Annotated in this window: 20 protein-coding genes; 8 read left to right on the top strand and 12 right to left on the bottom strand. The window is 71.8% G+C overall.

Features of this window, described 5'->3' with window-relative positions; genetic code table 11:
• The gene (locus tag ACSYGN_RS08760) at positions 1 to 648 is read right to left on the bottom strand and encodes a hypothetical protein (RefSeq protein WP_460393599.1); all 648 of its coding nucleotides are present in this window, start codon (positions 646 to 648) and stop codon (positions 1 to 3) included.
• Positions 645 to 1,490 (bottom strand): CHAT domain-containing protein, encoded by an 846-nt coding sequence (locus ACSYGN_RS08755; RefSeq protein WP_460393597.1) that lies wholly within the window; start codon positions 1,488 to 1,490, stop codon positions 645 to 647. Before ACSYGN_RS08755 ends, ACSYGN_RS08760 begins: the two co-directional genes overlap by 4 nt.
• A 261-nt stretch (positions 1,491 to 1,751) precedes the next feature.
• Between ACSYGN_RS08755 and ACSYGN_RS08750 the strand changes: the two genes are divergently transcribed.
• The 5 genes from ACSYGN_RS08750 (at position 1,752) to ACSYGN_RS08730 (ending at position 7,593) form a co-directional block, all read left to right on the top strand.
• The gene (locus tag ACSYGN_RS08750) at positions 1,752 to 2,687 is read left to right on the top strand and encodes a protein kinase domain-containing protein (RefSeq protein WP_460393595.1); all 936 of its coding nucleotides are present in this window, start codon (positions 1,752 to 1,754) and stop codon (positions 2,685 to 2,687) included.
• Between the two features lie 16 nt (positions 2,688 to 2,703).
• Complete coding sequence (locus tag ACSYGN_RS08745; protein ID WP_460393593.1) at positions 2,704 to 3,783, top strand: hypothetical protein; 1,080 nt, start codon at positions 2,704 to 2,706, stop codon at positions 3,781 to 3,783.
• Positions 3,784 to 3,788: 5 nt separating this feature from the next.
• Positions 3,789 to 5,846 carry a hypothetical protein gene (locus ACSYGN_RS08740; protein WP_460393591.1) on the top strand — a complete coding sequence of 686 codons (2,058 nt, stop codon included), beginning with the start codon at positions 3,789 to 3,791 and terminating at the stop codon, positions 5,844 to 5,846.
• A 77-nt stretch (positions 5,847 to 5,923) separates the two neighbouring features.
• On the top strand, positions 5,924 to 7,069 hold the full coding sequence (locus ACSYGN_RS08735; protein WP_460393590.1) for a hypothetical protein: 1,146 nt from the start codon (positions 5,924 to 5,926) through the stop codon (positions 7,067 to 7,069).
• Positions 7,066 to 7,593, top strand: a complete 528-nt coding sequence (locus tag ACSYGN_RS08730) for a hypothetical protein (RefSeq protein WP_460393589.1) — start codon at positions 7,066 to 7,068, stop codon at positions 7,591 to 7,593. Before ACSYGN_RS08735 ends, ACSYGN_RS08730 begins: the two co-directional genes overlap by 4 nt.
• A gap of 113 nt (positions 7,594 to 7,706) precedes the next feature.
• Here ACSYGN_RS08730 and fxsT (ACSYGN_RS08725) read toward each other — a convergent pair whose 3' ends face one another.
• The 8 genes from fxsT (ACSYGN_RS08725) to fxsT (ACSYGN_RS08690) all read right to left on the bottom strand — a co-directional run bounded on the left by fxsT (ACSYGN_RS08725) (position 7,707) and on the right by fxsT (ACSYGN_RS08690) (position 19,000).
• Entirely contained in the window at positions 7,707 to 11,045 is a 3,339-nt protein-coding gene (fxsT, locus tag ACSYGN_RS08725) for an FxSxx-COOH system tetratricopeptide repeat protein (protein WP_460393587.1), read from the bottom strand.
• Positions 11,042 to 12,343, bottom strand: a complete 1,302-nt coding sequence (locus tag ACSYGN_RS08720) for a CHAT domain-containing protein (RefSeq protein ID WP_460393585.1) — start codon at positions 12,341 to 12,343, stop codon at positions 11,042 to 11,044. The genes fxsT (ACSYGN_RS08725) and ACSYGN_RS08720 overlap by 4 nt, the downstream gene beginning before the upstream one ends.
• On the bottom strand, positions 12,333 to 14,249 hold the full coding sequence (locus ACSYGN_RS08715) for a magnesium chelatase (protein WP_460393583.1): 1,917 nt from the start codon (positions 14,247 to 14,249) through the stop codon (positions 12,333 to 12,335). The genes ACSYGN_RS08720 and ACSYGN_RS08715 overlap by 11 nt, the downstream gene beginning before the upstream one ends.
• A complete protein-coding gene (locus ACSYGN_RS08710; RefSeq protein ID WP_460393581.1) occupies positions 14,246 to 15,178 on the bottom strand; it encodes an AAA family ATPase in 933 nt (310 codons plus the stop codon). The genes ACSYGN_RS08715 and ACSYGN_RS08710 overlap by 4 nt, the downstream gene beginning before the upstream one ends.
• Entirely contained in the window at positions 15,175 to 15,549 is a 375-nt protein-coding gene (locus ACSYGN_RS08705) for a CU044_2847 family protein (protein WP_460393579.1), read from the bottom strand. Before ACSYGN_RS08705 ends, ACSYGN_RS08710 begins: the two co-directional genes overlap by 4 nt.
• 77 nt (positions 15,550 to 15,626) lie before the next feature.
• The gene (locus ACSYGN_RS08700) at positions 15,627 to 16,841 is read right to left on the bottom strand and encodes an FxsB family cyclophane-forming radical SAM/SPASM peptide maturase (protein WP_460393577.1); all 1,215 of its coding nucleotides are present in this window, start codon (positions 16,839 to 16,841) and stop codon (positions 15,627 to 15,629) included.
• Positions 16,838 to 16,990 carry a YxD-tail cyclophane-containing RiPP peptide gene (locus tag ACSYGN_RS08695; protein ID WP_460393575.1) on the bottom strand — a complete coding sequence of 51 codons (153 nt, stop codon included), beginning with the start codon at positions 16,988 to 16,990 and terminating at the stop codon, positions 16,838 to 16,840. The genes ACSYGN_RS08700 and ACSYGN_RS08695 overlap by 4 nt, the downstream gene beginning before the upstream one ends.
• Before the next feature lie 90 nt (positions 16,991 to 17,080).
• On the bottom strand, positions 17,081 to 19,000 hold the full coding sequence (fxsT, locus tag ACSYGN_RS08690) for an FxSxx-COOH system tetratricopeptide repeat protein (protein WP_460393573.1): 1,920 nt from the start codon (positions 18,998 to 19,000) through the stop codon (positions 17,081 to 17,083).
• A 662-nt stretch (positions 19,001 to 19,662) separates the two neighbouring features.
• On the opposite strand from fxsT (ACSYGN_RS08690), the gene ACSYGN_RS08685 reads away from it, so the two are divergent.
• Genes ACSYGN_RS08685 through ACSYGN_RS08675 form a run of 3 tightly spaced genes read left to right on the top strand, consistent with a single transcriptional unit; the run spans position 19,663 to position 22,216 of the window.
• Complete coding sequence (locus ACSYGN_RS08685) at positions 19,663 to 20,838, top strand: ABC transporter ATP-binding protein (RefSeq protein WP_460403307.1); 1,176 nt, start codon at positions 19,663 to 19,665, stop codon at positions 20,836 to 20,838.
• On the top strand, positions 20,835 to 21,548 hold the full coding sequence (locus ACSYGN_RS08680) for an ABC transporter permease (RefSeq protein WP_460393571.1): 714 nt from the start codon (positions 20,835 to 20,837) through the stop codon (positions 21,546 to 21,548). Before ACSYGN_RS08685 ends, ACSYGN_RS08680 begins: the two co-directional genes overlap by 4 nt.
• A complete protein-coding gene (locus ACSYGN_RS08675) occupies positions 21,545 to 22,216 on the top strand; it encodes an ABC transporter permease (protein WP_460393569.1) in 672 nt (223 codons plus the stop codon). The genes ACSYGN_RS08680 and ACSYGN_RS08675 overlap by 4 nt, the downstream gene beginning before the upstream one ends.
• 165 nt (positions 22,217 to 22,381) lie before the next feature.
• On the opposite strand, the gene ACSYGN_RS08670 is transcribed toward ACSYGN_RS08675, so the two are convergent.
• Positions 22,382 to 22,981: a GTP-binding protein gene (locus ACSYGN_RS08670; protein WP_460393567.1), complete on the bottom strand. Its 600-nt coding sequence runs from the start codon at positions 22,979 to 22,981 to the stop codon at positions 22,382 to 22,384.
• 87 nt (positions 22,982 to 23,068) lie between these two features.
• Entirely contained in the window at positions 23,069 to 23,227 is a 159-nt protein-coding gene (locus ACSYGN_RS08665) for an Arc family DNA-binding protein (RefSeq protein ID WP_460393565.1), read from the bottom strand.
• Positions 23,228 to 23,233: the final 6 nt, after the last annotated feature.

Below are 23,233 nucleotides of genomic sequence, written 5' to 3'. Positions count from 1 at the left end.
TCAGTCCCGCCTCAGCGTGCGGAAGTTCATCGGGCACTGTGCGACGTCGAGATCGCTGCGCCACTGCTCGAAGCAGCCGAGCCCGCGCGCCGGGTCCTGGTGGACGGCCTTGAGGCAGCCGCGGTCGCCGGGTGAGCAGGGGCACACCACCACGGTCTCGAACAGCCGGAAGGTGTGGGTGCACACGAAGCACGCGTTGCGTTGTCGCAGCTGGCCCAGCACCGGGTCGCCGGGCATCAGACGGACGGTGCGCAGGGTGTCCGGCGACGGGTCGGTGCCGTCGACCCCGCGGAAGAACGCGGCCTGCCGCTGCGGATCGGGCCGTTCGGCGGCCGGTGCCTCGCCGCTGCACGGCAGGGTGCGCAAGTGGTGGGTGACGTCGACGAGTTTGCCGTCGTCGGAGTGCCGGAGATACACGGTGTCGTCCTGCCGGAACGTGTGCCCGCACACCCTGCACGGCACCCGCCGCCGGGTGCCCGGCCGCCGCCAGGTGCCCAGCCAGCGGGAGTCGAGCGTGGTGGAGGCCGGGCCGTCGGCCCCGGCGACCTGCGGGTTCTCCCCGCGCTGGAGACCCCGCTCGAAGCCGCTGGCCACCTCGGGCGCACCCGAGAACGGCGGTTTCTCCTCAGGCTGCTGACGGTCAGTCATACGAGGTGCTCCGTACGGGAGACCCGGCGGACCCCGGCGGGGGAGTGGCCCCGCAGTTCCATCGCCGCCCGGGCGGCGTCGCAGGCCCGCGCCACGGAGGGGGAGTGCGCCAGGGAGCCGTAGAAGCCTTCCGTGAACAACAGCGCGGCCTCGTCGGGCAGTTCGCCGGCGGTGCCCACCACCTCGTCGGCCCGGTCCAGCAGTCCGTCCGCGTATCCCGCCGACCAGCAGGAGTTGAGGACCACACAGCGCAGCGGGGCGTACGGCCGAAGCGCCCCGGCCAGCGCCTGCACCGGCACCGGTACCGAGATGCCCGTCTCATCCTCGAACAGCAGCCGTCCGTCGTCCGTGCCGTGTCCCGCGACATGAAGGATCTGCGGCCGTACGGCCTCCAGCCGGGGCTGGATGTCGCCGACCCGGGTCGCCGGATGGACGGTCACGGCGAGCCGTCCGCCCGAGCGGGCCGCCGCCTCCGCCAGCACCCGCTGTTCCGCGCCGAGCCGCAGCCGGGCCTCGTCCAGAGGCGCCGCCATCAGGCACAGCACCCGCAGCCGGGCCTGCCCGCCCAACTCCCGGAATGCGGGATTCCCGGGGTAAAGGGCGGCGGCCCCGCCGACGAGCACGCCGAGTGTGACACCGGCGAACCGGCCCTGGTCGACAATGCGGCAGACCGAGCGCCACCAGGAGGCGGCGGGCAGCGGCGGCGCGAAAACCGGCAGGAGCGCGGGATTTACGCCGAGGTCCTCCAGGAAGGCGTGCGCGCCCACCGCGTCGGGAAACAATTCGCCCAGTGTTTCGAATGCGCCTGCATCACGCAATTGTGTCCAGCCCGGACCGGCCATGTGTACATCCCCCGTGCCAACGTCCGTTGTGCCATTGCCAGTTCATACGTCCTGTCTTACATGGTTCAGGAGAAGCGTACGCGCTGGGAAGGGTTCTGGGTGTATTTTCGGGTACGCAGCACACTAAACGGGGGACAGGTTTTGATCGAGCGTCTGGAAATGATCACCTCTGGCGGCGGTACGGCAAAATCGATCTTCGAAATCGATTTCGAACAAGGTGAATACACGAGGGACGGATTCCGTGAACGCCGTGGAGTTCTGGTGCACGGCGGCGGTGAACAGGTCGTCCAGCGCATCGCCTACACCGACCAGGCACGCCAGGAACTGCAACGAGCCGTGCGGACCGCCGACATGCTCACCCGCAGGCTCGGTGTCACCGGCTACCCGCGGGAACTGACCCGCATCGTCGGCCACCGCCCCGACGGCAGGGCACCCTACCTGGTCGCCACCCGGCGCGGCACGCCTCTCTCCGAACTCCGCGACGAACTACCGCTGCACCCTGGCCGGTTGGGAGCCGTGATCGACGGTGTGATCGCCGTGCTGACCCAGCTCGCCGATCTGCGCCTCGTGCACCGCGACATCCGGCCCGAGACCCTGCTGTGGGACGGCACGGCCCTCCAGCTCACCGAATCCGGCCTCGTCACGGACGAGTTCGACGAGCGGGGCAGGCCCGTCGGCACCGATCCCTGGCGGTCCCCGGAACAGGCCGGCGGCCTCGGCAAGGCCGACAGCCGCGACGACGTCTACTCCGCCGGAGCCGTGATCTTCCACCTCGCCACCGGCGAGGAGGCCTCCACCGCCGCCGACATGCGGACCCGGGTGCAACTCCTCGACAGCAGTCTGCACAACCTGCTCGAAGGCGTCTTCACGGACCATGCCCGCCAGCGCGTCAGCGGCTTCGCCCTGCGCCGCCGCCGGGCCGCCCAGACCGGCCGCGATCCGGGCGTCCCGGCCGGGCCCCCCGTCCCGCCGCCGGTCCCCCAGATCGAACAGCAGGCCAGGGAGAACTTCCGCGCCCTGCGCGCCCAGCAGCTCGCCCACCGGGCCGCCCGCCTCCCGCGCCCCGCGCCCCCGCCGTACGTGGCGTCGGCTCCGCCGCCCGACCCCTGGTGGCGGGTGCGCACACCCGTCGTCGTCGTGCTGCTCGCCGCCGTGGTGGCGCTCGGCGCGCTGATCGTCGCCGTCACGCTGGCCTGACCGGCAGGAGGAGACCATGACCGCACCCGTCAGATGCCCCATCTGCCTCAGCACCGTGGACTGGGCGAGGGCGCAGACCGTCACCATGAATGCCGACGGCCGCCCCGAACCCCTGCTCCGCCAGGAGACCGAGGACGAGCTGCACTGGAACCACCGCAGGCTCGACGCCTACCGGCTGTGCGAGGGCGGCGGCGGTGAACCCCACGTCCTGCCCGGCCGCTACGGCGACTTCGGCGAACCCCTCGTCATCGGCGTCGTCGGCGAGTCCGCCGCCGGCAAGAGCCATCTGCTGGCCGCGATGATCGGCATGCTGTCCGACGTCGAGCGGATGTCCCGGCTCGGCCTGGTCGTCGGCGGCCTCGACCTCAAACTCCACCAGCGCTACCTCAAGGACACCGTCCGCCCCTTCCTCGACCAGGGCCGCGGCCTGGCCGGCACCCCGGCCCAGCCGCCCGAGTTCACCGACGCCCTGTGGGTCCACAACAGCACCACCAAGCGCAGCTTCGCCGTCGCCTTCTTCGACGTCTCCGGCGAGTGGCTCGCCGACCACGACGCCCAGGTCCCCTTCCTCGGCGCGGTCAGCGCCCTGGTCTTCGTCGTCGACCCGACCAGGATCCGCGGCATGACCGCCGCCTCCGGCTCCGTCACCGGCGACCCGTCCTTCGGCGTCGTACTCGACAAGATCGCCAGGCTGCGCGGGGCGGACGGCGAACGGTTCCTACCGCTGCCGGCGGCCGTCGTCGTCGGCAAGTCCGATCTGCTGCGCCACCACGAGCCCCTGGTGGAGCGATGGCTGCGCAACTCCACCGCCGAGGAGGAGTTCGACCTGCGCACCGTGGAGGCGGAGAGCGAGGACGCCTATGTCTTCCTCAGCACCCGCGGCGCCCAGGGCTGGCTCGCCCCCTTCCTCCGCTGCGCGCAGTCCACCCTGCACTTCGCCACCGCCACCGGCCACAAACCCGTCGAGGAGAACGGCGCCCAGCGCTCCCCGCTGGGCGGCTTCACCCCGCGCCGCACCCTCAAACCCTTGCTCGCGCTGTTCGCCATGTGCGGGGTCCTCGGCCCCGCCGACCTCGGCCAGGGAGCAGTCCGGTGACTCGGATGACCACGGTTCATCAGATCCTCTTCGGCTGGGCCGAGCGGGACGGCGAGGGCAACGCCGGGGTGCGCCCCGTCGCGCACTCGGCACCCCCCACCCTCGACCGCTGGACCGGCAGCCGTCTCCAGAACGTCTGGGCCAGCCGCGACGGCAGCGGCGATGCGGCCGACGCCACCGCCGCCCTGGTGCACCTCGTCTTCGACGACGAGGCCGCCGTGCTGCGCAAAGTCCCCTCCCGCAACCTCCACGGCCGCAGCGGCGCCACCCTCACCCACGCCCTCGTCGGACCCCGCGACGCCATCGACGCCCAGCTCGCCCTCGGCCTGCACGACTGGACCGGCTGGCGCGAGAGCACGCCCGACAGCGCCCCGGCTCCCCTCGGCCCGCTCGACCTCGCCGACCTCCAGGACGCCGCCCGCCCCGGCCTCGACGCACTGCGCGACCGCGTCCAGGACATCCCCCGGCCGCAGCTCACGGCGCTCGTCGAACACGTCCTGCACGACCCCGCCGCCGACTTCACCGTCATCACCCGCCCCGAACTGGCCCTGCCCATGATGACGGCGCTCCTCGACATCACCGGCCCGGTGCCAGGCCACCCGTGGACCTTCACCAGCCACGAGTCGAACGACGTCGGCGGCCACCAGCCCCGCGTGGTCTTCCTCCCCGCCCGCCCGCCGCAGTCCATGTACGTCAACACCCGGCTGCGCGTCGAACCCGCCGTCGCCGAACCCGGCACCGACCCCTTCCCCGGCCAACTGGCCGACCTCTACCTGGAGTCGGGGAACGCCGCCCTCGACCGCATCCGCCCGCACTTCGCGCTCGGCGCCGCCGAGGACGTGGCCCGCTGGCGGCTCTCGGTGCCCGTCGTGGACGGCCGGATCGCCGACCCCCGGCTGCGCCGCGACGTCCTCGTCGACGACGATCTGCTCGCCGCGGCGGCGGCCCGCGGCGGCCTGGACTCCGTACGGACCGAACTCGTGGGCGAGCTGCGCCGTCAGCCTGCGGACTGGCTGGTCCAGGTGCTGGACCGCTGGGGCCCCGACGCCCAGCGGGGCGTACGCCACCCCTCGCTGCGGGACCTGGTCCTCCACGAGGCGGTGGAGGCGTGCCTGGCCGAGTCCGGGCCGAACGAACTGGTCGAGGCGACGCTGGTCGCCGGCCCGCCGCGCGACATGGTGGCCACCGTGTTCCGGCGCCAGATCCCCTACGAGGGACTGGACCTGAGGCGTAAAGGGCACCAGCGCCTGCTGATCGTCGCCCTCCACCTCGGCCTGGACCCGGACCAGCTGGACCGCGAGGGCCTGCTGGCAGCCACCCCCGCCGCGGTGCTCCTCGAGTTCTTCCTCGCCAAGTACACCGCGGACTTCCCGCGGGCGGCGTACGTGCTGCTCCGCCATCATGTGGGCACCCGGGACGGCGCCGCGGGCGCGGCCGAGGTCTGGTACGGGCACGATCTGCTGCTCGCCCAGGTCGACACCATTGCCGACGGTGACCGCGACCGCGAACTCGACTGCTACCGCTCGCTGCTGACCGCCGCGTACGGTCGCCGGCTGCGCCGCGAGGACACCGCCGAACTGCTGGAGCGGGCCGGCACCAGAGCCCCGCTCGGCCTGCTCGCTGCCGCGCTGGAGCGGGCCGGGGACGAGGGGGCCGAGCGGAACGTGCGGTACGCGATCGCCGAACGGTATCTGCGGGAGGAGGGGTACGACCTTCCCGCGCGCCGGACGGCTCCGGCCGGGCAGGGGACGGCGGGCGGCGGCGCGGGGCAGGGGTGGAGCCCGTACCCGCCGAGGACGCCGTACGGCACGACGACGCCGTACCCGGCGAGGGCGCCGTACCCGGGACCCCAAGGACAGCCCCCGCAGCCGCGGACACCCCCGAACGCATCCGCGACGGCCGACCCGACCGCTCACCCGCAGCACGAGCGGGACCGGAAACGCGACCGGGACCCGGACGATGACCGCCTCAGCAAGATCGTCGTGACCACCCTCATCTGCATTCTGGCCGTCATCGTCCTCGGCGGCCTCGTCTACATCGCCGCCGCGAGCCTCAACCCTTGACGCCGACGCGCCCACCTCCACCTCACCCCTCACCCCTCACCCCGCCGCCCGGACCCGACGACCCGGAATGACACCGCATGACGACGCCGCATGACGAGGCAACCGAAGAACTGACCCGGATCGCCGCCCGGATCCGCGCCCTGGGCGCCCGATCCCGCGCCGACGGCACGGACACCCGTGTCCTGGACCGGATCGCCGACGACCTGGACGCGGGCGGCGTCACCCTCGCGGGGACCGACCTGGTCACCGCCTACCCGCCCGAGGTCCTGCTGCCCGACGCGCCGCTGCGCCGCTGGCACGAGGCGGAGAGCTGGATCGGGGTGGTCCGCGACGTCCTGGTGTTCGCACCGGTCGCGCTCACCTGGTGGCGGCTGCGGGACGCCCTGCACGCCTACGACGCCACGAAGAGCAAGGACCCCTTCCTGCTCGGCTGGGCCCGGGGCTTCCCGGAAGGCAGCCCGCCCGCCCGCACGACGGTGACGCTGGGGACCTCGGCGGTCCATGTCACGCTGCTGATCGTGCTGGTGGTCGCCCTGACCCTGGGCGTGCACGCCGTGCAGCACCTCAGGGAACGGCGGCTGTCGCGCGAGGACGGACGGCAAGAGTTGGCCGTCGAACTGGCGCTGGCCACCTTCCTGCTGGCCGCCCCGGCCGCCCGTCCGGCAGGCAAACCCCTGGACAGCGCGGGCGCCGACCGGCTCGCCGCCCAGATCCTGGCCAGCACCGTCAACCTGGAGTCGGCGCTGCGGCGTACGGCCGAGGAGATCGTGAACGTGATGGAGACCGGCCCGGCCAGCCGGATCCAGACCGCGCTCGACGCCTGGACCACGACGGTCGACGAACTCAAGGGCCTGATCCGCTCGTTGACCGTGCCGGGCGAACTCGCCCAGGACCTGATCAGGATCCGCCGGCAGACCGCGGAGGACGAGGCGAAACTCCGCGCCGCCCTCGACGCGCTGGTGACGGACCTGCGCAACGCCCACGAGATCACCGGCCGGGAGATCCACCGCCACGACCTCGCCGTCGCCGCCGTACGCGATCTCGCCCAGCAACTCGGCACCGCGCTCCAGGTGTTCTCCGAGCGCACCGGCAATGTCGTCGAGTCCACCCGGGGTATCTGGCAGGTCGTCGACCGGCTCGACCACGCAGGCGGCCACGGCCCGCTGCGGGCCCGCCCGCTGGACAACGCCGACATGCCGCCCCCGCCGAGGAGCGGATCGTGAGCGGCCGTCCCCCGGCAGGCCGCACGGTTCTGCTCGCCGGGTGGCTCTTCGCCGACCTGCTCCTGCTGCTCCTCGTGATCGCGCTGGGTTCGCTGCCCCGCGAGGACCGCACCGACGTCTCCGCCACCTCGACCCCGAGCCGCTCCGGCACGGTGAGCCCGTCGCCGAGCGAGCGGGCGGAACGCGGACTGGTCCTCAAACCGTGCAGCTTCACGGTGGCGACCGGCAGCGCGGGCTCGGTGACCCGGCAGATCAGCGGCCAGCTGAAGAAGGCGGGCGTGGCGAACCGCACGGCGGGCTTCGTCCTCTCCTTCGGCACGGCCCCCGACCCGGGTCCCGGCCAGGCCGCCGCCGAGAAGGTCAACTCCCAGATCACCAAGGACCTGCCCCGCTTCAGCCACGCCCCCAAACGGGGCTACTGGAAGGGCGGCCCCTCGGGAAAGGTCAGGATCGACGTCTTCTTCCTGGCCGACCGCGGCGGCGACACGTCGTTCCCGAAGGGGTGCCGGTCGTCGGACGACTGACGGCCCGCCGGGCCTGCATGACGGATGTGGCGGTGGACCCGGCCCCGCGGACACAGCGGCGGACTCGCCGGTGGCCGGAGTGGCTGCCTCGGAGGACACCGACGGTGGCGACCTCAGATCGGCTGCGGCTCGAAATCCCAGCCGGGCGGCTCCCCGGCGCCGTCGCCCAGGGCGTGCTCGCAGGCCAGCAGCAGGGGATGACCGGCCTCCACCAGACCGCGGGCCCGCCGCACGGTGTCCTCGCGGAGCGCAGCGGCCTCCTCCACACTGCCCGCCGCATGCCGAACGGCGGCGGCGTTCAGGGCACAGCCAAGGGTCCACGGATGGCCGTCGCCCAGCGCGCGCCGCATGCCCAGGAACGCCTCATCGATCAGCAGGGGCGCGCGTGTGCGGTCACCGCCATGCCAGCGCAGCAGACCGCGGTTGCCGAGCACGCCCATGGTGTGGGGGTGGTCGTCGCCCAGCAGCTGCCGGTAGCCGTCCAGGACCAGAGAGGTCAGCTCGACGGACTCGGCCGGGTCGCCGTGGACGCGCAGCAGAGACGCGTGGTCGGACTCGACCATGAGAGTCATCGGGTGCCGTACGCCCTGGATCTGGCGGCACCGGTCCACCAGGTCACGCAGCAGATCGGCGGCGCCGGAGACATCACCGCAACGCCGCAGGCACAGGGCGTGGTTGTGCAGCGCGGCCAGGGTCTGCGGATGATGATCGCCCATGGTGTGCCGGTGCAGTGCGGAGTTGGCCTCCTGGCGGGCGATGGCGTCCTGGTGCAGTCCCTGCATCCGCAGCGCACGGGCGTAGCTGAGGCCACTGTTGAGGACGAGCGGATCGTCCGCCGGGTACAACCGCTCCCGCAGGACGAGCAGTCCGAGGTGGACGGAGACCGCTTCACGGTAGCGGCCGACCAGACCGAGAGAGGTGCCGAGATTGCTGAGCGAGCTCTGGGCGCGCGGGGACTCCGGCCCGGCCAGGCCTTGGTAGGCGCGGTTGACCTGCTGGAACAGCTCCTGCGCCTCGGAGAACTGGCCGAGGGCCATCAGGGTGCCGCCCAGACCGCCCTGGGCGCGCAGCAGGTCGCCGTCATCCGGCGGCCGTTCCTCGGCGAGCTGCTCCACGACGGCGCGGCCGACCCCCTCCGCTTCCCGGTAACGGCCGCAGCGGCGGAGCATGTTGGCGTGCTGATGTACGAGCATCAGCATCGACGGATGGGTGGGCGCGAGCCGCGGCTGCCAGTGGGCCAGCACCTGTTCGCACAGGGTCAGACCGGTGCTCTCCTGTTCGCGCAGCCGCAGATACTCGATGCAGTGCAGTACGAGGTCGCGGACCGGGGCCTCGGTGTTCCCCAGCGCCCCGGACGGGCTGAGGTGCGGCAGGAGTTCGGCGTACACCGGCCAGGAGCGCACGGCCGACGGCTGCCCGGGGTCGGCCGCGACCAGCACTCGGCAGGCCACCGCCGAGAGGTTGTCGCGGTCGTCGGGGGAGAGGCTGTGGCGCAGGAAGCGGTGGTAGATGCCGTGGATCTCGACGCTGGCGACATAGCTGTCGTTCTCGGAGGTCTGCACGGTGTCCAAACGGACCGCGGTGGACTCCGACAGCCGACTGAGCGCGTCGCGCCAAGCCGCCAGGTCGGCCGCGAGCGCCGCCAGCCGCGGCGGCAGAGCGTCGGGCGGGGACAGCTCGAGACGCCGTACCGGCACCGAGGCGGGCGAGAACATCGCGAACAGGCGTAGTAGTTCGGCCGCCGCGGGGCTGTTTCGCTCCAAGGAGCTGAGGGTGATGGCCCAACTGGCCTGGAAACCGAGAGGATAGTCCGGCAGCGTCTGGATCCTGATGGTGTCGGCGTCGGCACCGCGCAGCAGCCCGATGTAATCGGGGGCCGGCATGGGGTTCGCGTCGAGCCACGCACAGGTCTGTGCCAGCAGCAGTGGGAAGTCCTCCAGGGCGTCCGCGAGCTGGTCGGCCTCGGCCTCGGTGAGCCGGGCCACATGACGGCGTGCGTAGCTGATGCTCTCCGCTCGGGTGAACGGCTCCACATGGATCCCCGGCACTCCGCCGGACGCCGCCGAGCCCCGGTTGAGCGTGGTGAGCGCGATATGGCCGCCGCTCTCCGGCAGCAGGTTCTCGACCTGCTCCAGATCCTCGGCGCCGTCCACGATGAGCAGCCACCGCCGGAACGGGCGCCCGTCCTGCAGTGCCGCCTGCACCGTGCGCACCGGATCGCCGCCGCCCTGCTGCCCCAGGCCCAGATGCGCGGCGAGTTTGGCGAACTGCTGGCGCACGGTGGCGCGGTAGCTCGCTCTGATCCACCACATCGCGTCGTACTCGTTGGCGAACCGGTGGGCGTACTCGATGACGATCTGGCTCTTGCCGACGCCCGAGATGCCGCGCAGCGCCACCCGGGCCCCGGCCGTGCCGCCGTCCGCGAACCGGGTGTGCAGCTCCTCCAGGACCGCTTCACGCCCGGTGAACCGGGAATTGCGTCGCGGCACGTTCCACACATCGGGCGGTGTGTCAGGGAAGCGCGGCACACCGGGCGGCTCCCCGGCCGGGGCGGGCGGGGTCTGCGCCAGGCCGACGGCGGCCAGCAGCCGGTGCAGCGCCTCGTCGGCGTCGAGGTCGGTCAGGTCCGGCGGGTCGAGCACGGCCAGCGGTGCGGGCGGCGGCCCATGGGACAGGTTGACCGCCGCGAACCGTTCGGCATGGGGTACGACGACCTCGTGCAGCGCCTCGGCCCACTCCCCGGCGCCGTGCTGCCCGAGCCGCACAAAGGTGTCGTCGAGGAGCAGCAGGATCCGGCCCGGGGCGGTGAGCAGTCCGGCGAACGTCTCGGCGAGTGGGATTTCGGGCGGCGGATCCCAGCGCAGCAGCGCCGTGTGGCAGCCGTGCCGCTCCAGCTGGTGTGTCGCCCACACGGCCCAGTCCCGGCGGGCACCGGCGTGGCAAACCGTGAAGTGCCTGGCCGACCAGCCGCCCGGTGACTCGGCGACGAGGCGGTCTGAGCGGGTGGCCGGGACGTCGTACCGAGTGCCGGGGGAGGGGTCTCCGGACGAGGGCACCAGGACATGGCTGGGCCCCGCGGTCACCGGCTCCGTGACGATCTCGCTGAGCAGTTCCACCGTACGGACCGGAACTCCCCAGCGATTGCTGACGGTCAGCCACAGGGTGCCCGGGCCGGGGTCGCGGTGCGCGGTGACGACGAAGCGCGCCGGACCGTAGGTGCCCCCGAACCTGTGCAGCACGACCGTGGGTTCGCCCAGCGCCTCGCAGGTGAACCGCGGCGAGCCGTCCAGGGCGACCCCGAAGTCGAATTCCTCCTCATCGAACCGGTCCCAGGCGCCGCCGTCCACCGGGCCGCCCAGATCGACGGTGACCAGATAGCTCTGCCCCGCCTGGGCCTTGCGCGGCCAGCCCACCAGTGGCTCGATCGTCAGCGAAGCCGGGTCCGGGGTCATGCTGTCGCCTCCTGGGCCCGTACGCTCAGCCGCAGCGTGGTCCGCGGATGGCCGAAGTACAGGAACATGAAGCTGTACAGAAACGGAAGCAGCGACTGCTGCCCGGCGGCGTCGACATAGCCGTCGTCGCCGTACAGGAAGGGCAGCGGGTCCGGCAGCCGGGCCGCCGCGGCGGCTCGGAACTCCCGCAGGGCGTGCGCCACCGGCAGCTCCGGACGGGCGCCCAGCCGCCCCATCAGCTCCCGCACCAGTTCGTGCGCGAGATCGTCGCCGACCTGCCCCGAGGTGGCGATGCAGCCGCCCGCGCCCTTGCGCAGGAACAGCTCGGCGAAGCCCCGCAGGGCGTTCTCGCCGCGCGCCGCGTTGTGCACCAGACGGGCCGAGTGGCAGGCGTTCAGGCAGACCAGGGTGCTCCCGCCGTCCAGCGCGGGCATCGCCTGCGCGTTCAGCTCGCTCCAGGTCACCGTGTCCAGCCGCAGGTTGTAGAGCTTTGGGCCGTAGGTGGCGTGGCAGCCCATGTAGACCAGGCCCGCGCCCAGATCGGGGCGGGCCAGATCGTTGAGGAAGGTGCGGGTGCTGCCGGAGTGCGCGATGTGCACGAACGGCTCGAAGACCTCGCGGTCGCGGCGCATGGGCTCGGCGTAGTAGCCGAGCACCTGCCCGGTGCAGTCGGCCGGTCTGCCGAAGGGGGTGGTCCCGGCCTTGCGGATGGTGGTCCAGCGCACCACCGTCACCAGCGCCCCCAGGATCCCGGGGGCCAGTCCGCGCCGCGGATCGGCCGTCAGGCGCAGCAGCTCCCACGGGATGTCGTAGTCGGTGTCGTCCCAGATGACCAGCTGGAGGGTCGCCCCGTGCCGGGCCCGCAGATCGTTGATCCAGCGGACCAGTTCCTCCTGGCCCTCGGACCATTCCCCGACGGCGTGGAAGAACTCGCTGGGTGCGAAGCCCTTCTGGCGCACATTGCTCAGCGTGATGTCCTCGGGGCGCAGCCGGGTGTCCGCCGGTCCGGGCGCCAGCTCCAGATCGCCGCCGTGCCCGGTCAGCCCGAACAGTTCCCGTCCCCGCTCGTCGTAGGCGCGGTGCACGGCGAGCCGTACGAAACCGTCGGGGAGCCGTTCCTCGGGGTCGACCGGGGCCGGGGGCAGCGCGACGGGTTCGTACGGCTCGGCCAGGTGCTCGGGGACCGCGGCGGTGCGCGGCGCGGGCAGGGCATCGGGGGCCGGGGGGCTGGCGGGCATACCGGGACCCAGTGGGATCACCCCGCCGAGGCCCGAGGGGAAGGGCGGTTCAGTGGACATGGTCCACCCCCTGTGCGCCGCGTCCGGCGACGGTCACCCCGCCGAGCGCCTCGGCCAGCAGGAACGGCAGATCCGGGTGGGGCTCGCGGGCGGCGTCCACGACGACCGAGTGCAGCCGCATCCGGCCCATGGCGCCGATCCGGCCCGCCGCCGATATCGCGTCCTCGACGCCCGCCCGCCGCACCGGCCCCGACAGCCGGCCGCTGGCGCTGGCATCCAGCGGCACGTTCCCGCGCCCGTCGGACACCACCACCAGCCATGCCTCGGCCAGATTGGAATGCTGCTGGAAGGCGCGCCGCAGCAACTGGTCGGCCAGCGCCAGACCGTGCGCGAGTGGACTGCTGCGCCCCGCCGGGCGGTGCAGGGCCCCGGCGACGCGCGGGTCGAGGACGCTGCGGGCCACGAAGTGGTCGGCGCGCAGCTCGTGCGACGCGTCCCGGCGGCCCACCTCGACCGCGCACACCGAGGCCCGGCCGGTGTACGCCCACTGGAGGTACGGGGCGAGCGCCGGGCGCCAGTCCCAGCCGCGCCGGCAGGTGTGGTCGAGGACCAGCACCAGCATCCGCTCCGTCGCGGGCAGCCGGGCGTAGCTGCGGAAGTCGCCCGGGAGCACGACCAGTCTGCCGTCCCCGGCCGCCCGCAGCGTCCGGCGGCCGGGCAGATTCCGGTGCTTGGTGGCCTCGATGGCGGTGGCGACGAACGCCAGGTCGCGCAGGGTGGTGACGGACCGTACGCCGATCACCGGGCCGCGCGCCGAGCTGGGTTCCGGGCGCCGCTGCCAGGGGATCCTGAGCGCGGCGAACTCCCGCAGGAAATGCGCCTCGTCCTCCGGGTAGGGGGAGCGCTGACCGTCCCCGGCGTCGGCCGGGAAGGCGTCCATCGCCTCGGCGGGGCTCGCGGGCAGGGCGAGCGCCGAGCCGGCCGGGGCGGCCGGGGCGCTCTCCTCGGGCGCGGCATCCGGTTTCGGCGCCTCGGGCGGTGTACGGCTCTCGGCGACGGGCCCGGCGGGCAGCGGCGGACCGGCCGCGGACACCTCGGTGCCGGCCGGCGGCTCGGGCCGGGCGGCCACGCCGATGAGCCGCGCCGCCTCGTCGATTCGCTCGGGGCCGCAGACGGCCGCGCCGTCCAGGACGGCGAGCGCCCGGCCCAGCCGGGCCAGTCCGATCGCACGGCGGCGGCCGGTGTCACCGGTGAAGAACCCCACGGCGCGGGCCGCGGCCTCCTCACCGATCGGGCACGGCGGCCGTGGCGCGGACAGTACGGCGCGCCAGGCGTCGGGCAGTTCACCGAGCCCCGGTTCGGGCCCCAGGTCCTCCAGAGCGCGCCGCACCCGCTCACGGCCGTTGCCGGGCGGTCGCAGCCCGGAGACGTCCAGACGGAGCGGGAAACGGTCGAGCAGATGCGGCGACAGGCTGCCCACCTCGTCCTTGCGGCACACCGCGAGCCAGCGCGCCCGGGGCCGCCAGCGGGCCCGGAACCCGGACCGCTCCACGGCGGCCACGTCCGCCCCGAGCAGCTGCACCGCGGCCCGCATCCCGGGAAGGCTGAGGCGCACCAGATCGGGCACCACCACCAGCGTCGCCGGGGCGTCCGGCCGGTCCACCAGGGGACCCGGTGCCAGCGAGAAACCGACCCCGGACGCCTCGCGGCGCAGCGTGGGCCGCAGCCACAGCTCGTCCTCCCCGCTCACCGAGCCGAGCACCGCCCGCCGTACCGGACGCCCGTCGCGAAGTTGCAGACAGGCGGCGAACGTGTCGGAGGCGGGGGCCATCAGCTCCGGCTCCAGGTCGAACAGCAGCACCCCGTCGAGCCCGGGGCCCAGCGCGGCGCAGGCCAGCACTTGGACCAGGCGCTCCCGCTGAGACGGCCGCCCCTGACCGGCCGCCGTCATCCCCGCCGCCGTCATCCCAGCAGCCCGTCGAGCAGCTCCGACTCCTCCGCCGTCCACTCCACGGGCCCGCCGTGCGCCGCCTCGGGCCGCCGGTGCCGCAGGGACAGCGGGACCACCCGGCGCACATGGTCCACGGTCACCTCCCCGGCGCCCTCGAAGGACGCCAGCGCGCGGGCCGCCCACGCGGTGACGACCTCGCCGCGGTGTCCCACGGCGCGCAGCCGGCCGGCCACGTCGGCGCAGAGCTGGGCGATGTCCTCGCCGAGCCGTACGTCCCGCAGCGCGTCCCGCGCCCCGTCGAGCCGCCGGCGCAGCTCCTCGTCGGCTTCCACGCCCTTGGCCAGCCACTCGGAGGCGGTGCCCGCCGCGTCGTCGAAGCGCAACACCGTGAGGACCAGCTCCCGGCGTGCCTCCTGGTCGAGCTCGGACACGGTGACCATCAGGCCGAACCGGTCGAGCAACTGCGGCCGCAGTCCGCCCTCTTCGGGGTTCATCGTGCCGACGAGGCCGAAGCCGAGGGTGCGGACGGTGTCGATGGCCTCGCGCTGCACGGAGAGCACACCCGTGGAGACCACGTCGAGGATGATGTTGACGATGTGGTCGTCCAGCAGATTGACCTCGTCGATGTAGAGCATCCCCTTGCCGCCGGCCTCCTCCAGCAGGCCCCGCTGGGTCCTGGCCTCGCCCTGCATCAGGGCGTCCAGCTCCCAGCCGCCGAGGACCCGGTCGTCGGTGGCGTTGATCGGCAGGGTGACCGGCAGCTCGCCCCGGGTCATCAGGGAGAAGGCGCGCACCGCCGTCGACTTGGCCGTGCCGCGCTGCCCGCTGACCAGAACCCCGCCGATCCGCGGTGCTATGTAGTTGAGTTCGAGCGCCAGCTTCAGCTCGCTCTGCCCGACCACCAGGCTGTACGGCAGGATGTGCACGTCATCGGCTGCGGTCACGACGCCGACCCCGGGGCCCAGCGGAAGGTGATCTGGAGCTGCGCCTCCGCGCTGGACTTGACCAGGACGGCGCCCAGTTCCGCGTCGAGCCTGATGGCAAGCTGGAGCTCGATCTCGTCCGGCGTCAGCCCCTCGCCGAGGTCGCCGAGGTCGCCGAGCCGCCCGGCGGCCTGCGCTGCCAGGGTGCGGGCCAGCCGCAGCCCGTCCTCGTAGACGTCCCGTGTCATGCCCACGACCCTGGCCGCGGGATTGCCCCGGGTGCCGACGCCGCCGTAGATCTCGTCGAGGCCGTCGGACGACTGCGCGGTGTCGACCTCGATGTAGACCGGTGTGCCCCGGTCGTCGGCAGCCGAGTGTGTCACGATCGCCATGCAGCACTACCCCCGTAGCTGAGCCGGATCCTGCGCTTACCCTCCCCATTTCCGACGAGTAGCCAACAACCCTGTTTTCAGCGAGCGTCGGCTCCGTCGCGGGTGGCGGTCAGATCGGCGGCGCGCCGGACGCGGTCCGCGATGTGCAGGATGAGGCGTCGCAGGTCGTCGCAGTGGACGGACGGATTGCGGAAGCCCTCACCCGGCCGGTAGCGATGGGCGTAGTTGCCGCCCGCACATACGTCCACCACAGGGCAGCTCAGACACGCGTCGGCCAGCGCCGCGCGGCCCAACTGGCGTGCCGCCACACCCGGGTGGTCCAGCACCTCGTCGAAACTGTGCTCGGCGACATTGCGGCCGGTGGCAGGCGCCCCGGCGTAGGCCGACTTGAGCGAGTCGACCTGCTCGATGCTGCCGTCGGTGTCGACGACCACTGCGACCATCGGTGAGTTGCCCACCGCCTCGGCCCCGCTGCTCACCCCGAGCAGCAGCCCGATGATCTCGTTGAACAGCCGCACCGGTACGACGGGACCGGAGGTATCGAACCACAGATCGAACACCTTGATCAGCCAATCGGCGTAAGGGTGGCGGCCTCTGCCGGGCGGCGGCGCGCCCCAATGGGCGTGCGGCAGCAGCAGATCCATCGAGGGCGGCGCGAAGGCGGCCAGCGAGGTGTACACCTCGATCGGATCGGTGTCCGGGTCGATCACCGCGAGGATGCCCGCGTACGCCTCCGGGTGACGCCGCAGGATCCTCAGCCCCGCAGCCGTCGCCGACCAGGCGGAGCGCCCCGCGTGGTCGACACGGCGGTTGTTGAGCCGGGGCAGCCCGCCGTCCAGGGACATCCCGATCCCGATGTCCGCGGCGGCCAGTTCGCGCACCGTCCGCTCGGTGAGGAGCGTGCCGTTGGTCTGCACGGACGCCGCCACCACGCAGTCCTGGCCCAGTCTGCCGCGTACGGCTTTCCGTATCTCTTCGACATGGGCGATCAGCCGGGCGGTCCCGGCCAGCAGCGGTTCCCCGCCGTGCAGATTGAGGTGCAGCCGGTCCAGTCCGTGCACGGCGGCGTGCTCGGCGATGCGGAACGCAGTGTCCTTGATCACCCGGTCGGACACCCTGCGCGGTCGCTCGCGCCAACTGCTGTCGGCGCCCTCGTACACGTAGCAGTAGGTGCAGGCCAGATTGCACCAGCTGTGCACCTTCAGCACGAACTGGTGGAACGGCACCGGTGCGACGCCCGAAGCGCGTAACGCAGGGATGTCCAGTTCCTCAAGTGGCCAGGGAGCGTTCATAGTTGATAGGGGCCGTCCTCGTAGAACGCCATCGGCGGCCGGCCGCTCAGCGTACGGGGCAGCAGCCCCGCGGCCACCGCTGCGAGCACCGGATGGCCCGACTGGCGGGACAGGGTGAGCAGGTTCAGATCACCGAATTCGGGCAGCACGCGACTGTCGGCCTGCGCTGCACTTATGGGGGTTCGGTCCCCATGTTCTGCCAGCACGTTCTCTCTCCAGAAGGTCGAATCCCAAACGGATCAACCCCAAGGTTTTGGACATTTTGAATCGACCGCCGTCGGCGTCATTGTGCATCGGCCGCGTTTCCCCGGATGCGATTCCCGTAGACCTGAGGGGAGAAGTTCTGCGCGACAATCTGGCCGCCGGCCCTTGCGCGCTCGGCTCTCGTAGGCAACGGCTCGAAGCCCCAATAGGGAAGCTTCCGTTTCCACACGGAGAGCGTATGCGGATGATGTTCGCCGGGGGTGTCGGCGAGCAGTCGGAGTGCCTCCGCCTCCGGCTTGGCGGCCTTCTCGCTGCACTGTAGGGAGCGCAGGTCGGCGGTCAGGGCGGCCTTGCGGGAGAGCGTCAGCGGGTGGGTCTCGCTCAGCACGCGGCGTCCTGACTTCCGCATGTCCGGGCTGAGTTGGCCAGCCCCTTCCTCGTCCCCCGTCAGGCTGCGCGCCCGTGCCGCGTTGAGACCCACGCCGAGCGTCCAGGGGTGATCGAGGCCCACCGTTGCGCGCATTCCGTTCTGTGTGCGCCGGATATTCGGCTCCTGCCGGGAAGCGGCCTCGGCATAACGGCCGAGCAGACTCAGCATTCAGGCGTAGAACATGCCGGAACGCAGTGTGAGATGGAGCCGTTCGCCCAGCTGCCGCTCGTGGATCAGCAGGAGCTCGTGGTGCTGGGCGAGCGATTCCTCGTAGTGGCCGACCAGACCGGTGACCACGGCCGGACTGCCGCGGTCCTGAAGGGTGCGCGGGTGCCTGCAGCAGCCGGACCGGGATGGCGTCCGGTGAGAACAGTGCGAACAGATAGAGGAGTTCGACCGCCTCGGGGTTCTTGTCCTGGAGGGTGTTCAGGGTGATCGACCAGTTGGCCTGGAACCCCATGGGGTAGTCGGTCGGGATACAGATGCCGATCCGGCTGGCCTCGCCGCGCCGGATCATGTTGATGTAGTCCTTGGCGAGTATGGAGTTGGCGTCCAGCCAGGCTCCGGTCTGGACCAGCAGCAGCGGCAGGTCCTGGACGGCCTCGGCGAGCAGGTCGGCCTCGTCGGCCGTGAGGCGTTCGGCGTGGCGGCGGACGCAGGCGACGGACTCGACACGCTGGAAGGGCAGCACCTCGATCTCCGTGACGGCGCCGGAGGCATGCCAGTCCTGGGCGGGCGTGGTGTCCAGAACGTGTCCGTTGCCCTCCGGGAGCAGGTCCTCGATCTGCTCCATGTCGTCGGTGTTGTCCAGGACGATCAGCCACCTCTTGTGCGGACTCCCGGTCCGCAGCGCCTCGTGGACGGCCCTGATCCGCTCGCTCAGCTCCTGGCCGACATCGAGACCGAGGCTCGGGGCGAGTGGGCGGAGCGCCCACGGGCCGGAGCACTGAAGCGCGCGGACCCACCACACGATGTCGTAGTCGTTGCCGAACCGGTGGGCGTACTCGATCGCGATCTGGGTCTTGCCGACGCCGGAGATTCCCCGCAGTGCGACCCGGGCCCCATTCCAGCCGCCCCGCTCGAAACGGTCGTGCAGCTCCTCAAGGATCTCGTCGCGGCCGATGAAGCGGAGATTGCGGTGCGGCACGTTGTCGCGCAAATCGACCGGGCGCAGCCAGGCGGCAATGGGCGGCAGCGCCCGGGTGGCCACGCTGACGGCGGAGACCCGGTCGACGAACGGCGGGACCACCTCTTGCAGCGCATCGGTCCACTCGGCCTCGGAGCGCGGGCCCAGGCTGAAGTACCAGTTGTCGTGGACCAACAGCACCCATCCGGGGGCCTGGAGCAGACTGCGCACGGCGTCGGCCAGGGAGGTGGACAGCGGCGGGTCCCAGCGCGGCAGGGTCGTCTCATGACCGAGCTGGTCCAACTGGTGCGCGATCCAGGTTGCCCAGGGGCGGTTGAATCCCGCATAGCTGATGGTGAAGCGCTCGTGGGATCCGCGTCCCTTGGACCTGTCAGGCATCCGACCGTAACCCCTACCGTGTGAACAACAGAATCGAAGACTTGTGGGCGGTTTTGATGTCACCTAACTGATGGGTTCCCCCGTGCAGCTACGCAACGTCAGCTCCGAACCGTGCACACACCCGTTGAGGTCAATGGAGCGCGGCCGGGCCGATCGTGGATCAGCCCGGTACGGGTGCACCTCGCTCAACCGCAGCACCGCATGCCGTACCAGCCGTTCCAGATCGCCGCAGTAGACCGACGGATGCCGGTGTCCCGTGCCCGGTGGAGCCGGTGCCCGAAGTTCCCGCCCCCGCACACCCGCCCCACCGGACACGCCTTGCATGCCCAGCAGCAGGCCCACGACCTCCGTGAACAGGCGCACGCAGCTGCTCGCCGTCAGGCCCGGCGTCCCACCACAGGCCGAAGGCGGCGGCCAGCCCGTCGCGGGCAGGACAGGCGTGCCCAAGGCACCGGAGAACACCGGAGAACGGGCATTCCCTGTCACAGTGCGCGTGCGGTGTCCGGTCAACCGCTGTTTCCGGCCGGGGCCGTGGGCTCCGCCGGGGCGCAGGGTTACACAGAGCCGGAATAAAGGGCGTCTAGACTCTCCCCCCAACGGCCCGCACGTGCGGGCCGGGCCCCACGGCCCGCACCTGCCCGACCCGAAGGGTGTTCGGCGTTTTGATACGGATAGATTCAGTCACCAAGCGGTACCCGGACGGCACCACGGCGGTCGACCGGCTCTCCCTGCAGATCCCGGACCGCTCGATCACGGTCCTCGTCGGCCCCTCCGGATGCGGCAAGACGACGACCTTGCGGATGATCAACCGGATGGTGGATCCGACCGAGGGCACCATCTCCCTCGACGGTGTCGACATCACCAAGCAGCCCGTCAACACCCTGCGCCGGTCGATGGGTTACGTCATCCAGAACGCCGGTCTCTTCCAGCACCGCACGATCCTCGACAACATCGCCACCGTGCCCCGGCTGCTGGGCTGGAGCAAGGACAGGGCGCGGGGCAGGGCGCGGGAGCTGATGGAGCGGGTCGGGCTCGACGCCTCGCTCGCCAAGCGGTACCCGTACCAGCTCTCCGGCGGCCAGCAGCAGCGCGTCGGTGTGGCGCGGGCGCTCGCCGCGGATCCGCCGGTGCTGCTGATGGACGAGCCGTTCTCTGCCGTCGACCCCATCGTGCGCAAGGGGCTTCAGGACGAACTTCTCCGTATCCAGGCCGAGTTGGGCAAGACCATTGTTTTCGTCACCCATGACATCGACGAGGCCATCAAGATCGGCACCATGGTTGCCGTGATGCGCACCGGCGGACATCTCGCGCAGTACGCGCCGCCCGCCGAGCTGCTGTCCGACCCCGCCGACGACTTCGTGGAGGACTTCCTCGGCACCGACCGCGGCATCCGCCGGCTGTCCTTCTTCCCGTCCGCCGCACTGGAGTTGGAGACCTCGCCGGTCGTCGCCGTGGACTCCACCGCCGAGCAGATCGCCGCGCGCCGCGATTCCGGGGCGCCGTACCTCCTCGTCACCGATCTCGCGGGCAAGCCGCTCGGCTGGAGCCCCGCCGGCGAACTGACGGCCGGGTCCCTCGACACGGCGCGGCTGCTGCCGCACGGGCGGCCCTTCGTGCACGGCACCGATTCGCTGCGCGCCGCCCTCGACGGCGCCGTGCTGTCGCCCACCGGCTGGGCCGTCGGCGTGGACGGCGCCGGACGGGTCACCGGGGTGGTGTCGCAGCAGGCCGTCGCCGAGGCCATCCGCGCCGCGCACGCCGAAAGCCACAGCGTCGATGGCCACAGCGTCGATGGCCAAAGCGTCGATGGCCACAGTGTCGAGAAGGTGGCCGGATGAGCGGCGGCCTCTTCCACATCCCGAGCGACCTCCAGAACACCTACTGGGGCCTGGTGGGCGTGCATCTGCGCGAGGCGCTGGTGCCGGTGCTGGCCGGTCTGGTGGCGGCGCTGCCGATCGCGCAGCTCTGCGTGCGGCTGCGCTGGCTGTACGCGCCGGTGCTCGGTGTGACGACCGTGCTCTACGCGATCCCGTCGCTGGCGTTCTTCGTGATCCTCATCGACTACACCGGCCAGAGCGAGACCACCGTGATGATCCCGCTGGCCGTCTACAGTCTGGTGATCTTCGTCCCGGCCATCGTGGACGGCGTCCGCTCGGTGCCGCAGGAGACCCTCGACGCGGCCACCGCCATGGGCTTCGGGCCCGTACGCCGTTATCTCCAGGTGCAGTTGCCCATCGCCGCGCCCGCCATCATCGCGGGGCTCAGGGTGGCGACCGTGTCCAGCATCTCGCTCGTCAGCGTCGGCATGCTCATCGGCAACCAGGGCGCCCTCGGCAACCTGCTGCACGACGGCATGATCTATCACCAGACCCGGCTGGTCTGGCTCTCCGTGATCGGCATCGCTGTCCTCGGCATCCTCGCCGACGCCCTGCTGGTGCTCCTGCGCATCGTGCTCACCCCCTGGATGCCCAGCGACAGCCGCCGCGGACGCGCGCGGACCGCCGAGCAGCCGGGGCCCGCCCTCGCTCTGGAGGACGCGGCCCGGTGAACGTCCTCCACTTCATCAACGCGTTCTTCGACGACAGCTCCCACTGGCAGGGCTACGACGGCATCCCCACCCGCACCTGGGAGCACATCCAGTACTCCCTGATGGCGCTCGGCATCGCCGCCGCCATCGGACTGCCCGTCGGCCTGATCACCGGTCACACCGGGCGCGGCGGCAACGTCCTCGCGATGATCGCCACCGCCGCCCGGGCGCTGCCCAGCTTCGGTCTGCTGGTGCTGATGTTCATCCTGCTCGGGCTCGGTCTGCTGCCGGTGATGATCCCGCTGGTGGTGCTCGCCGTCCCGCCCGTCCTCGTCACCACGTACGAGGCGATGCGCTCCGTGGACCCCTCGCCGGTGGACGCGGCCCGGGGCATGGGCATGCACGAGGCGGAGATCCTCTTCCGGGTCGAACTGCCCGTCGCGCTCCCGCTGATCCTCAGCGGACTGCGCTCGGCGGCCATCCAGATCGTCTCGACGGCCACCATCGCGGCCTACGTCAGCCTCGGCGGCCTCGGCCGGTACATCGTGGACGGGCTCTACCAGCACGACTACGAGAAGGTCGTGGGCGGCGCCACCCTGGTCGCCGTGCTGGCCCTGGCGACCCTCGCGGTGTTCTGGGCGCTCGCCCGGGCCACCGTCTCGCCGGGAGTGCGCAGGAGCGGCGTCTGAGGGCCGTACGGCAGCGCGGAGGGGGCGGGTTCCGCATCGGGAACCCGCCCCCTCGCTCGTGCCAGCACCGGCGCCCGCGGCGCCCTGAAGGGGCGCGGGGAACTGCGCGACCAGCCACGACGGTGCCGCAGCCGAAAGACGACAGACGGCGACGGCACATCGCGGCTAGCGCTCGGTGCGCGCCAGCGCCAATTCCAGCACAACTAGCAGCGCGTCCCGCACCGAGCCTCGTTCACGGGCGTCGAACACCACCAGCGGGGTGTTCTCGCCGATGTCGAGGGCCCAGCGGACCTCGTCCAGGGTGTGCTGCACCTTGCCGTCGAAGGCGTTGACCGCGACGGCGAACGGCAGGCCCTTGTGCTCGAAGTAGTCGACGGCCGCGTAGCAGTCGTCCAGGCGCCGGGTGTCGACGATGACGAGGCCGCCGACCGCGCCCTCCACGATGTCGTCCCACATGAACCCGAACCGCTCCTGGCCGGGTGTGCCGAACAGATAGAGCTTCAGGGTCGGGTCGATGGTCAGGCAGCCGAAGTCCATCGCCACCGTGGTGGTGGACTTGGCCGGGGTGTGGGTGAGGTCGTCCACCCCCGCCGCGACCTCGGTGATGGCCGCCTCGGTGGTCAGCGGCCGGATCTCGGAGATGGCGCCCACGGCGGTGGTCTTGCCCACGCCGAAACCGCCCGCGATCACCAGCTTCACCGGCAGCGGCGGTCGTACGGCAGTCTGCGCGGCCCCCCCGCCGAGCATCGGTTCAGTCGGTGTCACAAGGTCTCCTTCGAGGATGCCCCGTCCTTTGGGGCGGGGAGGAGTCGAAGCTCCGGCGGAGCGGGGCATGGGATGGGGCAATCGCCGTCAGGGCGATTGGTCGTCTCCACCCACTGGGCCGAGCGCGGCCTCAAGCAGGTGAATGATCTCGGAGTTGAGGGACCGCCGGTCGGCGCGGGCCGCCTCAACCAGGCGTGCATGCAGGTCTGTCGGTAGGCGGAGAGAGATCCGCTTCTCGTCTTCCATGCTAAA

The sequence above is a fragment of the Streptomyces sp. YIM S03343 genome (assembly GCF_054729195.1).
The sequence above is the reverse complement of the archived record's forward strand: the minus strand, read 5'-3'. Positions and strand labels throughout refer to the sequence as shown.

Excerpts from the sequence above, each read along its gene's own strand:
- ACSYGN_RS08760 (WP_460393599.1), bottom strand. The coding sequence starts at position 648 with ATGACTGACCGTCAGCAGCCTGAGGAGAAACCGCCGTTCTCGGGTGCG.
- ACSYGN_RS08755 (WP_460393597.1), bottom strand. The coding sequence starts at position 1,490 with ATGGCCGGTCCGGGCTGGACACAATTGCGTGATGCAGGCGCATTCGAA.
- ACSYGN_RS08745 (WP_460393593.1), top strand. The coding sequence starts at position 2,704 with ATGACCGCACCCGTCAGATGCCCCATCTGCCTCAGCACCGTGGACTGG.
- ACSYGN_RS08740 (WP_460393591.1), top strand. The coding sequence starts at position 3,789 with ATGACCACGGTTCATCAGATCCTCTTCGGCTGGGCCGAGCGGGACGGC.
- ACSYGN_RS08735 (WP_460393590.1), top strand. The coding sequence starts at position 5,924 with ATGACGACGCCGCATGACGAGGCAACCGAAGAACTGACCCGGATCGCC.
- fxsT (WP_460393587.1), bottom strand. The coding sequence starts at position 11,045 with ATGACCCCGGACCCGGCTTCGCTGACGATCGAGCCACTGGTGGGCTGG.
- ACSYGN_RS08720 (WP_460393585.1), bottom strand. The coding sequence starts at position 12,343 with ATGTCCACTGAACCGCCCTTCCCCTCGGGCCTCGGCGGGGTGATCCCA.
- ACSYGN_RS08715 (WP_460393583.1), bottom strand. The coding sequence starts at position 14,249 with ATGACGGCGGCGGGGATGACGGCGGCCGGTCAGGGGCGGCCGTCTCAG.
- ACSYGN_RS08705 (WP_460393579.1), bottom strand. The coding sequence starts at position 15,549 with ATGGCGATCGTGACACACTCGGCTGCCGACGACCGGGGCACACCGGTC.
- ACSYGN_RS08700 (WP_460393577.1), bottom strand. The coding sequence starts at position 16,841 with ATGAACGCTCCCTGGCCACTTGAGGAACTGGACATCCCTGCGTTACGC.
- fxsT (WP_460393573.1), bottom strand. The coding sequence starts at position 19,000 with ATGCCTGACAGGTCCAAGGGACGCGGATCCCACGAGCGCTTCACCATC.
- ACSYGN_RS08680 (WP_460393571.1), top strand. The coding sequence starts at position 20,835 with ATGAGCGGCGGCCTCTTCCACATCCCGAGCGACCTCCAGAACACCTAC.
- ACSYGN_RS08665 (WP_460393565.1), bottom strand. The coding sequence starts at position 23,227 with ATGGAAGACGAGAAGCGGATCTCTCTCCGCCTACCGACAGACCTGCAT.